General features: G+C 37.1%; 11 protein-coding genes. 4 read left to right on the plus strand and 7 right to left on the minus strand.

Annotated features, from left to right (window positions below; translation table 11 throughout):
* Positions 1 to 62: 62 nt before the first annotated feature.
* Genes ubiB through ubiE form a run of 3 tightly spaced genes read right to left on the minus strand, consistent with a single transcriptional unit; the run spans position 63 to position 3,200 of the window.
* Positions 63 to 1,706 carry a ubiquinone biosynthesis regulatory protein kinase UbiB gene (gene ubiB, locus EPA86_RS08270; protein ID WP_140602965.1) on the minus strand — a complete coding sequence of 548 codons (1,644 nt, stop codon included), beginning with the start codon at positions 1,704 to 1,706 and terminating at the stop codon, positions 63 to 65.
* Positions 1,707 to 1,743: 37 nt separating this feature from the next.
* Complete coding sequence (locus EPA86_RS08275) at positions 1,744 to 2,397, minus strand: ubiquinone biosynthesis accessory factor UbiJ (RefSeq protein ID WP_140602966.1); 654 nt, start codon at positions 2,395 to 2,397, stop codon at positions 1,744 to 1,746.
* A complete protein-coding gene (gene ubiE, locus EPA86_RS08280) occupies positions 2,397 to 3,200 on the minus strand; it encodes a bifunctional demethylmenaquinone methyltransferase/2-methoxy-6-polyprenyl-1,4-benzoquinol methylase UbiE (RefSeq protein WP_140602967.1) in 804 nt (267 codons plus the stop codon). Before ubiE ends, EPA86_RS08275 begins: the two co-directional genes overlap by 1 nt.
* A 666-nt stretch (positions 3,201 to 3,866) precedes the next feature.
* Here ubiE and EPA86_RS08285 point away from each other — a divergent pair.
* Positions 3,867 to 5,726 (plus strand): methyl-accepting chemotaxis protein, encoded by a 1,860-nt coding sequence (locus EPA86_RS08285; protein ID WP_246058314.1) that lies wholly within the window; start codon positions 3,867 to 3,869, stop codon positions 5,724 to 5,726.
* A 69-nt stretch (positions 5,727 to 5,795) separates the two neighbouring features.
* Here EPA86_RS08285 and EPA86_RS08290 read toward each other — a convergent pair whose 3' ends face one another.
* From EPA86_RS08290 to EPA86_RS08305, 4 genes are all read right to left on the minus strand, one after another.
* Complete coding sequence (locus EPA86_RS08290) at positions 5,796 to 7,619, minus strand: M14 family zinc carboxypeptidase (RefSeq protein WP_170309600.1); 1,824 nt, start codon at positions 7,617 to 7,619, stop codon at positions 5,796 to 5,798.
* Positions 7,619 to 8,596, minus strand: a complete 978-nt coding sequence (locus tag EPA86_RS08295) for a hypothetical protein (RefSeq protein WP_140602970.1) — start codon at positions 8,594 to 8,596, stop codon at positions 7,619 to 7,621. Before EPA86_RS08295 ends, EPA86_RS08290 begins: the two co-directional genes overlap by 1 nt.
* Before the next feature lie 99 nt (positions 8,597 to 8,695).
* Complete coding sequence (locus EPA86_RS08300) at positions 8,696 to 9,796, minus strand: DUF6136 family protein (protein ID WP_140602971.1); 1,101 nt, start codon at positions 9,794 to 9,796, stop codon at positions 8,696 to 8,698.
* Positions 9,793 to 10,392, minus strand: a complete 600-nt coding sequence (locus tag EPA86_RS08305) for an ATP-binding cassette domain-containing protein (RefSeq protein WP_140602972.1) — start codon at positions 10,390 to 10,392, stop codon at positions 9,793 to 9,795. The genes EPA86_RS08300 and EPA86_RS08305 overlap by 4 nt, the downstream gene beginning before the upstream one ends.
* Positions 10,393 to 10,599: 207 nt before the next feature.
* Here EPA86_RS08305 and EPA86_RS08310 point away from each other — a divergent pair, with 207 nt between their 5' ends.
* From EPA86_RS08310 to EPA86_RS08320, 3 genes are read left to right on the plus strand one after another with little or no spacing between them, the layout of a single operon-like run.
* A complete protein-coding gene (locus EPA86_RS08310; protein ID WP_140602973.1) occupies positions 10,600 to 11,208 on the plus strand; it encodes an energy transducer TonB in 609 nt (202 codons plus the stop codon).
* A 17-nt stretch (positions 11,209 to 11,225) separates the two neighbouring features.
* Complete coding sequence (locus EPA86_RS08315; protein WP_140602974.1) at positions 11,226 to 11,795, plus strand: RNA polymerase sigma factor; 570 nt, start codon at positions 11,226 to 11,228, stop codon at positions 11,793 to 11,795.
* Positions 11,788 to 12,492, plus strand: coding sequence for an energy transducer TonB (locus tag EPA86_RS08320; protein ID WP_140602975.1), 705 nt, complete (start codon positions 11,788 to 11,790; stop codon positions 12,490 to 12,492). Before EPA86_RS08315 ends, EPA86_RS08320 begins: the two co-directional genes overlap by 8 nt.
* Positions 12,493 to 12,500 lie beyond the last annotated feature (8 nt).

Genomic DNA, 12,500 nt, shown 5'->3' on the forward strand with positions numbered 1-12,500 from the left:
AAGAAAACCCCAGTCTATCTGGGGTTTTTAGAACAAAGAAACAATCATTTTAATTACAATTATTACGCCTTACTTTTTAAAGCAGCAACAGCCAGTACGACTGAAAGCGTTATAGCTCCACCTGATAACATCATGTAATCTTGCGTTAGTAAAATACCTGAAACAACTAACAAACCTGTAGAGAAAACACCATATAGCAGTTTTTGATGCTGTATTTTCTGTTGGTTTATTAGGTGTTCAAATATAACACTCTGCTTATGGTGTTGTTCCTTACCCGCTTTAAGGTAGTCATAAACCAGATCAGGTAATTCTGGTAATTTTTCATTCCAAAAAGGAATGCTTTCTTTAATTTTGCTAAATACGGCCTTTACGCCCATTTGTTCTTTTACCCAATTCTCTAAAAATGGCTTCGCTGTTTGCCATAAATCTAACTGAGGGTATAACTGACGACCTAAACCTTCTATATAAAGTAGTGTTTTTTGCAATAATACTAACTGTGGCTGCACTTCCATATTAAAACGACGAGCAGTATTAAATAAGTTTACTAAGACTTGCCCAAAGGATATTTCCGACAAGGGTTTGTTAAATATCGGCTCACAAACCGTTCGAATTGCAAATTCAAATTCATCAACACTCGTATCAGCAGGCACCCAACCTGAATCCACATGCAACTGAGCAACCTTGCGATAATCACGATTAAAAAAGGCAACGAAGTTTTCAGCTAAGTAGCGCTTATCTTCTCTATTTAACGTGCCAACAATACCGCAATCAATGGCAATCCAAGTAGGATCATCTGGCGTTGTTGCATCAACAAAAACATTTCCTGGGTGCATGTCTGCGTGGAAGAAACTATCGCGAAAAACTTGGGTAAAAAAGACTTCTACACCACGTTGTGCCAATAACTCCATATTGACATTTAAACCATGAAGTTTATCTATTTCACCCACTCCAATGCCGTAAATTCTTTCCATAATCAGTACATTTTTATGACTGTATTCACTATGGATTTCAGGAACATAAAGCACTTTGTCGTATTCACGTCCTTGAGAGAAATTACGCTTCAATTGAATAGCATTGGCCGCTTCACGGTTTAAATCTAATTCATCTAGGATAGTTTTCTTATACTCAGCAACCACTTCTTTTGGACGTAAGCGCTTGCCATCAGGTAACCATCTAGCTACTACACCAGCAAACAGTGACATAACTTTAATATCGGCCATGATTGTTTTAGCGATATCAGGTCTTAGAACTTTGATGACTACATCTTGTTGTTGATCATCTTCGATTAAGGTTGCGGTATGAACTTGCGCAATAGACGCTGAGGCTAATGGCGTCGTATCAAAATCACTAAAGTGCTGTTCGAATAATTCTAAACCTACTGCATCAATAATGAGCTGTTTGGCTTCTTCTCCTGAAAACGGTGTCACTCTATCTTGCAATAACGCTAACTCATCCGCGAAATCAGGCGGTAACAAATCACGTCTGGTTGAAAGCATTTGACCAAATTTTATAAAGACAGGGCCTAAGGACTCAATGGCTAAACGAAAACGCTGCTCTACCGGTTTATCTTTATGTTTATTTCTTAGCCAGAAAATACTGAATCGTGCACATTTTGCATACCAAGGTAATAATCTTGCTGGCACCATTTCATCTAAGCCAAATTGCAAAAATGTTTTAACTATTTGATACAGGCGACGTGTACTCACTGATATATTCAACCTTATGGTTTTTTAAATAGGATCGCTATTGACTATCGTTTAGGCGGTTTTCTAGTGCAGCTAAACGTGATTCTATACGGGTTAACTGGTCACTTGTTTGTTCAACCCCTTGGTTGAAACGTTTTATTTCACTATTTGTTACCGCGAGCCTTTTTTCGTGAATTAAAAACTCGCCCACATCAGCTTCTAGAGTTTCAAACAATTGTGAAATACTTTTTTTAGCTTTTTGGCTTAACTGCCCTATTTTATGTGTAGGTACATCGCCAATATGTCTGGCTACTTCTGTCGGCCAATCAATATCAAGTTCTTCGGCTATACGTGCGAACTGCTGGGCAACTTTAATATCACCTTGAATATCAAGTTGTTCTTGCTTAATTAACTCAGTTAATTGTTGCTGAGCCTTTAATTGACGTAATGTTGCAATGCTGCTGATAAGAGTGCAGTCACTTGTTGAATTTGTGCTATTAACTAATAACACATTATTTGACACGGTTATGCTTAAGGGAAAATTTAGTTCAGCTAATTCAAGTGTGAAAGTTTTATTCTCTATGGCTGAAAGAGTAATAGGCTTATTGCTAAGAGAAAGAGCCCGATTAATGATAAGTTCTACAACAGAGCAGATAAACTGAGGCACCATCAGTTGCTCAGATAACTTAACTGCTCGATTACTGGAAAACATTAAAATTTATACCCTTTATGTAGAGCAACAATACCACCAGTTAAATTCTTATAGCTTGTTTGCTCAAAGCCTGCATTTTCCATCATTTCTTTTAGAGTTTCTTGATTCGGATGCATGCGAATTGACTCAGCTAAATATTGGTAGCTTTCACCATCTTTCGCCACTAATTCACCCATTTTAGGCAAAATATTAAATGAGTAGAAATCATAGGCCTTATTTAAAACCTCATGCTCTGGTTTTGAAAACTCTAACACCAGTAAACGGCCTCCTGGTTTAAGCACTGAAAAAATCGAACGAAGTGCTTTATCTTTATCAGTAACATTGCGTAAACCAAAAGCGATAGTGACGATATCAAATGTGTTTTCTTCAAACGGTAGGTATTCAGCATTCGCTTGTACATATTCAATGTTTTGCACTAAACCTCGATCACGTAATTTATCTCGACCAACATTAAGCATCGAGCTATTAATATCCGCTAAAATCACTTGCCCCTCTTTACCGACAAGTTGAGAAAATTTAGCCGTTAAATCACCAGTACCACCGGCAAGGTCCAATACTTTATTACCAGGTCTTACACCACTAGCATCAATGGTGAATCGTTTCCATAATCGATGAATACCAAATGACATCAAGTCATTCATAACATCATATTGCTTGGCAACAGAATGAAAAACACCTGCCACTTTTGATATTTTTTCTTCTTTATCAATGGTTTGAAAGCCAAAATGTGTTGTGTTATCGGCCACTGAATTAGCATCGTTTTGCACTTGACTAGGAGTTGAGTTTTTTTCGACTGAAGACATCTTGATATCACTTAAAGCTAGAATTGCCGATAGTTTATCTTATCAGTGCTTAATCACCAAATGACGGGTTAAAGTTTATTGATCTAAATACAACATTTTTTGAGCTTTGCTCTACTCTAAGATAAATACCATTCTATTTAACGGCTATTTTCAGCAAAAAGAGTTAATCCATCACAGTAAAACAAAATAAAACAACACAAAAATGAAATAAAATTACATTTTAACTTGCCAAGATAGAGCAAGTACTCTATACTTCTCGTCGTTCCCTTTTGTGGACGCTTGTTGTAATAATTGAATATTCTAGCTTTCCTCATAGCTAACTCGCCGATAGCCTCGCTATCGGCTTTTTTATTTCTACCTCCTTATTTCCTACAATCACTTATGCGCTATTTTTGATGAAATTCCATTGCCACATATGACCATAAACTGAGTTAAATTCAATCGATTAAAAAAATAAAATGACGAGCTTTATTTTTTGTGTCTATACTAAAATGGACAAAAAACCAAAAACAGTTTACAACCTCTGCTAAGGGACATAGATAAGTAATGAACTTCTCCGATCTTTCATTTAGAAAAAAAATCTTAATACTACTTGCCTTACCAATGATAGGCTTCCTCTGGTTTAGCATTTTATCTATAATAGCAAGTATTAAAACCAGCAACGAAATGTCGACGATCACAAGGCTTACCGAACTCTCAGTAGTCTACAGCGAATTAGTTCATGAGCTTCAAAAAGAAAGAGGAATGACAGCTGGCTACTTAAGCTCAAAGGGAACAAAGTTTGTCAGTAAGCTACCTAATCAAAGGCAAAATACTGACAGCAAAATAAGTAAGCGAGCACAGTACTTAAATGAAAGTGAATTTCATCTTGATGAAATAAAGCAACTTAACCAAAGTGTTAGTCAAAGTATTCAACAGTTAGCTGGCATTCGCCAACAAGTTTCTAATCAATCTATTTCGATACCTGATGCAATCAAGTTTTATACCCAATTAAATGCAAAACTACTTAGTGTTGCAGTAGTCAATTCAGACATCAGTAACGATGCCTTAGTCACTAAAGAAACTGTTGCCTATTATAACTTTCTTCAAGGTAAAGAAAGAGCAGGTATAGAAAGAGCTGTTTTAAGTAGCACTTTTTCCGCCAATAAATTTGCCCCTGGCATGCTTGTTAAATTTATTGGTTTAGTTACAGAACAGAATACCTTTTTTAATAATTTCAATAGCTTTGCAAACAACGCTAACATTGCCTACTTTCAAGAAGCCAACAACCACCCGGCTGTAAAGGAAGTTATGAAGTTAAGAGGTGTCGCCTCCAATCAATCTGAAAATTTTGGCATAGATAGCGAGTATTGGTTCAATCAATCTACTGCTCGCATAGGTCAACTTAAAAAAGTTGAAACTAAACTAAGTGAAACGCTGTTAGCGCTTGCCCAAGAAAAGCAATCTAATGCATTCAATTCCATGGTAATAAGTATTATTAGCACGAGTTTATTAGTTTTATTGGCTATATTTATTAGCCACTACATTATAAAAGAACTAACAAGTCGAGTGCACGACCTAACATCTTTAATGACCAAGGTCAGAGACGATAATGATTTGAGAGTGCAAAGCGAACTTCTAGGGAATAGTGAATTAGGACAAATAGCGTCTTCATTAAATTTAACGCTCCAAAAATTTTCTTCTGCGATCAGTGAAATTTCAAATTCAAGTATCACTTTAGCCTCCGCGTCAGAAGAAACTTCACTAACCTGTGAACATAATTCACAATCCATGCACGAGCAGCAAGAAGGCATAGCTCTTATTGCTACAGCGGTAGAAGAACTATCAGCAACAGTTCAAGAAGTAGCAAACAACACACAAAGCACAGCTACCTCGGCCAGAGAAGCTGACCAACGAGCCAAAAATGGTTTAGACATAGTGCAAAAGTCCTATAAATCAATTGATACCTTGGCACAGGACATTGATGGTTTAGCTGTGCAAATAACTAGCTTACATGAAAGTAGTAATAACATTACTAATGTCGTTGATGTAATCAAATCAGTTGCTGAGCAAACCAATCTATTAGCATTAAATGCTGCCATTGAAGCTGCCAGAGCAGGTGAGCAAGGTCGTGGGTTTGCTGTTGTTGCCGATGAAGTAAGAACACTTGCCCAAAGAACACAAGATTCAACCTCAGAAATAGAAAGCTTTATTAATTCATTACAAGCAGACGCAAATTCTGCTTTTAATGTTATCGAAAGTAGTCAGAAAAAAGCAGAAGACGCGGTCAAAAGCTCAAAAAATGTTGAGGAAATGCTAGGAGAAATTACTACATCAGTTAGTGATATTTTCGCGATGACGGAACAAATAGCCACAGCTATTGAGGAGCAAGCTGTAGTGACACAGGATGTTGCTCAAAATGTTGTTACCGTTGAACAAAAGTCTATGGAATCAACCACAGGTGCTAGTCAAATAGCTGTAACGGCTAAAGAGCAAGCACAACTTGCCACCACGCTCCAAGATATTGCAAGTACCTTTAAAGTTTAGGGTTTAAAACATGGTTCAGCTAACAACTGAACCATAGCCATTAAAAACAATTTTTAGCCCGTAAGGGAGTTATTTATAGCTCAAACCTTTGCGGCGACATAAAACAATAAAACATATTAACCCGATAAAGAAACCTGCTGCGCCACCTGAAGAGCTAGTCTTAGGCTCTTCTTTAGGCTGTTCTACAACAGGAAATAGCGCGGAATTGTCATCAATTAATCGCATTGACTTATCTACTCCACCGCTATCTGATGAATTTCCTAAAGCATTTTCATAACCTTGCCAATGGCCATCTTGCCAATCAGCCACTGTGCTTGGGTTAGCATCAAGTTTTTGTCCAACCATATCTGTTGTTTCTATCTTTAGATTTAATCTTGTAGTTGATTGCCAATCAAAGTCACTTGGCAACTTAAAATCAATTTGATAACTGTCAGTTTTATAGTGTGCAAAACCATCTAAAAGCCACCCCCCTTGTTCGTCAGAAATTTCAAACTCTTTTTCTTCACTGTTGTGCAAGTATTGCCAATACAACTTAATCCCTTGAGCTTGTGATAAGTTTGAAAAAGCGACCACTTCATTGTCTATCACTCGTCGCATAGGTTTATTAAAACTAATACGTAATTGGTAGGTGGTATCGGCTAAAAGCACTTGTTCGAGCAAGGTAACTAATTCTGCACCAGTATTTGTCCCCTGCCACTCTTGCTGCCATACAATCTCACCTTGATGAGAGATGGTGATACCAGTCACCACAGGCGGCTCTGTCATAGCATATAAACCAGCCAGTGCTGCTTTACTGGTTTCCTCTCTCATGCGACTAACCTCAGAATTTGGCAAAATAAAACCGTCATGAGAAACGCCAAAACCACCATATTCTGAGGCTGAACTTAATGGCTCAATCTCTAAGGTATAAGACGGTATTTGATAAGTGTTAGCGAAATATTCATCCGTACTGCCAATGCCAGAACCCGCAGAAGATGGGCCATAGTTATATTTATAGCTATTGGCAGCGCGCATGACCTTAGCCAGCTCAGCTGTAACATTGTCTCGTCTATCTTCTCCTGTCATTGGGGTAAAATAAATCTGACTGAATGAGTGTGTATCAGTATAAAAACGAAGTCTCTCTTCTCCTGCAACAATAGCGGCTTGTTGTAGTGCTTTAGTTTCAGGCTCTGAAGCTACACTGCTTCCGTGATAAATTAATGAGGATCTGTCTGATGAACTACCGTTTGGGTTTGTTGCCCAATAAGGATTGTTATTTCTGTTCAGATCAATACCGTGTAAATTATCAGCTAGTGTTTCAATATCTTCATCTACCGCACGCATATTTTTACGTCGCATACGGCCTTCTCTCGGATAACTAGCGAGATCTGTCACTTTATTAAAATAGCGTTGTGTTTGTAAAAAACCATCAATATTTAAAACAGGGATCAATACTAATGTCAGGTTTTCTAACAAATATTGCTCAATATATTTATTTTCCCTGCCCTCAAACAAGGCTTCCATATAACCAGTCAAAGCTTCGGGTGATTGCCACTCCCTTGCATGAATACCTCCATTAATCAGAGCGCTTCCCTCTAAACCACCATTAAGTTTAGTATTATTTTCATCAGAGAATTTATAAGCCCAAATACTGCGACCATTATAGCTTTCCCCTACAAGTATCCTTTCAATTAACGGTGTTTGAGCAGCTAATTGTTGATGACGTAAATCAAGGCTTTGATAACTTCTAAAACCATCAATAGGCGTTAACGAGTCAACAGGAGTTGGCACTGGATAGCCAAGAGGAATATTTCCATTACCGCTACTTACTTCAGTATAGGTAAATGTCTCACTACATACTTGATTAGCCACTACACTCAGCAAGGCGACGAATAGCACAGCATAATGTTTCATTACGAATTCTCCTTTACGCATGCTTTAACATACAATACTGCAGGTGATTTATTGTCCTCGATAAAATGAGTTAATTTATCTATCATTTCTTCATACTTAGAAGCGCAAACAGCCATGGCAGCATGCCAGCCGGAGTTGTCATCGCCTAATAAATACACAAGTTTATTTTGCACAACCTCATGATCAATATACTCTTTGGCAAGTTTTAAAATAGCTTGCGATGCTAATCGCTGGTTATGAGTTGCTATAGTTAGTTGCTTAATGGTTTCTTCTTCCGAGAACAGTTGCTCTATTCCTTGTAATAACTGGAAGCTATATTGATCTGCTTCGTTTCTCCACACTTGCTCAACTAAATGAGTTGAGCCATTAAATGATGCCAGTAAAACCAATAATTGGTTATCTGCTTGAGAGAGTGATGGTGTATTGATTAACTCGCCTTGTAGCCACTGCAATGTTTTTTCATCGGCGTTCTTTAAGGCTAAGCTGAGTGCAGAATATTTCGCCTTACCTTTTTCTGCAATAAAGTCAGACCACTGCCACCGATAGTGAGCAAGATCTTCTTCCATCAATTGCGCTTTTTCTTGATAGTGCCAAATTGTCAGCACTGCTTTCGCTTGCTTGGCAATATTAACAACTTCTAGCTGTTGCTCTGGATGGTCAGGGTTCGGAATAAAAAGTACATCACTAGATGATAAGTGCGCATTTAGCCATGACTTATGCGCGAGTGTTGGTGATTGTTTTGTTAATAATCTAAAAGCTCGTTCAGTCGCCAGTAACCTTGTTTCATAATCGTCTATAGCTTGTAGAGTAATGGTGAGCGCAGAAACATCTTTCAGCACAGTAGAAACCTCTATGCGCTCAGAATCTTTCTGTGCCTGAACAAAGCCATTAATTGATATGCTTTGGCTGTACACGATTTCAGGTAAAAGTACAGCGACCAACATAGCAATCGACATAACCCATTTATACGGTGTCATTCGCCTCTCCCTAAAGTTCAATAAAGTATTAACAATATATTAACCTTACTATAGCTCATACAAAAGTAGCACTAATAATGTGAGTTTTTTAACTTGCTGTTAAACAAGCATTGCTAAAACGATAAAAAATATACTCGGCACAATAAAAAAATTCCGTTGGTATTTACTTGTCGTAATTACCGTCATTAAGGTACCTATAGGTAGTAACACTAAGCAAAAGGCGTAAAAGCCTAGCTTCACTTGCAACACCACAGCAACTAGAACCGCCAACAAAATAATAGGGAAAATATCCGTGATATACCGAATAGTAGAGGAGCTTAATAAACTTGCTAAAAAGAGCTCATATTGTTGATAAAAAGCTTCATTATCAAACTGGAATGAGCCTAACAACAACGCTAACAACCAACAAAACATCACCTGCAAATAAGCCTCAGCAACTTGTGACATTTGCTGCTGAACATAAGCTAATAAACTCACTAAAACTACAAGAATAAAAATTCGAATAATGGCATTTGCAGGGGAGCTAATTAAAGCCACTAATCGTACTTGCCAATAATGTTTAGTCGACAATGAAAACGGCTTAATTTTAGCTAAAGGCTGAAATAATATTTCTAACCCCATAACGAATAAAACAATAACATTCAGCCAAGGTGCAGTTATAACCAAATGACTTGATAAAAATAGCAATCCCACAGGCATAAGCACTAAAGACAACCAAGGAATACGAGTATGAATAATCGCTGCATAAGCAATTAACCACGTCAACATAGCAAACAAAGGAAAATGTAATTGCTGCCAAAACACCTGCCAATTGGGAATATAAAAGCTCAGTAGCATGGGAGCCAAAATCAATAAGTTTCCAGCGACTAAGGATATCAGACATGTCGTCACAGCTTTTATTGCTGTACTTTGGCTATAGCTTGCTAAAAAGTGCTGAAATTTGCTCGCCAAAATGGCTTTTCTTTGTATTCTAATTAAGCAAAATAGTAATATGAAATAGCTCCACTGGTAGAGCACTCTATCTTGTTGTGATGTCTGAATGTCAGCAATAATACTTAACCAAACTAATGGCATGAAAATCATAATAGGTAGAGCTAAATACAGCATCAAAGTAACAAAAGTAAATAACTGACCAATGCTCGCAATTAACTGTTTAAGTTCATTTTGATAAATTTGCCAACGCAGTTTTATATAATTCATTTTTCAGCAAGTTCAACAATATTAAGCTGATGAAAATCACTATTATTAACAAAACATTCTTCATGACTGGTAACAATCAACTGACCTGAATATTCAGATAAGAAATCAAGTAACCATAATCGACTTTGTTTATCTAACCCTGTCGTTGGCTCATCAAGTAATAAATAACTAGGGTGATGAGAGATTGCTAACAGCAATGAAATTTTTTTCAGGTTACCTAATGATAATGCGGACACAAGCGTAGTCAGTTGCACATTGAAGTTTAACTTTTCAATGTACTCATGAGGATATGGGCATTGATGTTGACTGCAATGAAACTCCAACAGCTGCTTACCCGTTAAAAATTGTGGCAATACTATTCTGTCTGATGAAACACCTATATCTTTCTTTATTTCATCAAGATAAACAGCAACATCATCATACAGTACTGCCCCACTGTCTGGCTTTTCTATACCCGCAGCCAACATCAGTAAAGTCGTTTTACCACTCCCATTAGGCCCAACAATACAATAACGCTGTTGCTTAAAATTAAACGACATGTCATTTAACACAACTTTCTGCTGATATAATTTGGTCACATTAATTAAGTTAAGCATCTATTTTCATTACATAAAGACTTTAATAAGCACTATGCAAAAATCAAAGTCGCTATTCAATAGGAAAAATGTCAGCGAACATTTCAGTAACTTTCTTTCATTAAAATAAATTTATAACGTTTTAACCCCTTTCCACTTTCTGTGTCGTTTTAGTTATGAAGGTACTTTCATTTAATTTAAAAATTTTTATGGAACAAAGGTGACAGCATGAAAAAAACAGTAATAATTATTTTCTTAGCAGGTTTAACAACAATAAGCTTATTTGCCTTTATGGCTTTTTTAATATCCAGTGAAAAAGTGGAAGTTAGCCAATTACCCGACAATCCCATTATTGACGTGGCTAGCTTACCTGATGATTCTATTGTAGAAAGTAAGCCTAAGAAACTAGTACAACCACCAGAGCCACCACCACCGTTACCTAGTACTGTTGAGCCAACAGAAACTACCAATTCTGGAATGAGTTTAGTCTATACCCCGACAGTAATAACTATGCCTAATACGACGATTGCTGGTGCCGAGTTTGGTCATCAAGTTGAAAAGGACGCTAGACCCATTGTACGTGTGAACCCCAAATATCCTATTAGTGCAGCAAGAGATGGTATAGAGGGCTGGGTAAAGTTATCGTTTGATATAAATCCTATAGGTGAGGTGATCAATATACAAATTATCGACGCTTATCCGAAAAGAACCTTTGATAAGGCTGCTAAACAAGCTTTACGAAAATGGAAGTATCGGGCAAAATCCGTTGAAGGAAAAGCCGTAACACAGCATAACTTCACTGTACAATTAGATTTCACAATGTCTAAAGCTAGTTAGTCGTTAAGGATAACCATTTGAAGCTACCTTCAATGATCAAGGGTTGGTTTAATCTCACAATAACACCTGAACAAATGATGTTCAGGTATAACCAAACCAAAAAGCAAAAATACCTCGCTCAAATAGTTGAGCTGTATAATTTACCTCTTTATCACTATTTGCTTAGTCTATCGACGAAAGAGGCCGCTGAAGATGCTTTACAAACAACCTGGATAAAAGTAATGCAGAAATCCCATCACTATAACAACCAAAATCAGCTAAAAAGTTGGTTGTTTACCATTGCAAGAAATACCCTAATTGATGAGTTGCGACAACAACAAAAGTGGCAATGGACTGCAATAGAAGAAAACGTTCTGGTTTCTCTCATAACCCATAATGAAAACGATCAAAAAGATCGCTTAACATTATTTAATAACGCACTTGAATCATTGCCCTTTTATCAACGCGAAGCCTTTATTTTTCAACAAGAAGGATTTTCTATCAGTCAAATATGTCAAATCACCAATGAAAGCTTTGAAACCATTAAAAGCAGATTGCGTTATGCGAGAAAAAACTTAAAGGCACAATTAGGAACTCATCATGACTAATGATAAATTTGATCGTGAGCTAAACACTTTATATCAACAACGTAAATCTCATATTACGGCACCAAACATTACCTTAAGTGACGTATCCAAACCGTCACAACGCACGCCATTTCAACTATTTGTAATTTTACTCACTGGAGGTTGTGCCTCATTTGCTATCATGGCTTTTATTAGTCATTTATCATCAATGCCAAACTCCACAGCCCCTCTAACATCAAGCCATGTTGAAGTTGATATCAAAGATGAAGTTGTCTATGAAGAGGAAAAAACAACCGTAGTAGTTAAACCGCCATTACCTCCTCAACCTACAAGTCAGCAACCTGTAACTCAAGAAGAACTAGCCCCAGAGCCTGTGGCACCAACAAAACCGATTACGCCTGAAAAAGTTGCTTTGCTGCCATCCAATGACACAGGTTTACCTTCTATCAATGTACCTGTTCTTGACATTAAGCCTATTTTAAAAGTTCTTCCTAAATATCCACGAAATGTCACTATTATGAAAGGCAGCTCAATAAAACTGCGCTATACCATTACGGTAGATGGACGAGTAGAAAATCCAATAGTTATCAAAAGTAACCTTGTAAAGTCTTTAGAGAAATCAACAAAAAAAGCGTTACTACAATGGCGTTATAAACCCAATACAGATTACCCAATACAAAGTGAGATCATTTTTGAATTCGAGCCAATTAATCATTAGCCTCGAAA

Origin of the sequence: Litorilituus lipolyticus (assembly GCF_006439335.1) — a bacterium.
GTDB lineage: Bacteria > Pseudomonadota > Gammaproteobacteria > Enterobacterales > Alteromonadaceae > Colwellia > Colwellia lipolytica.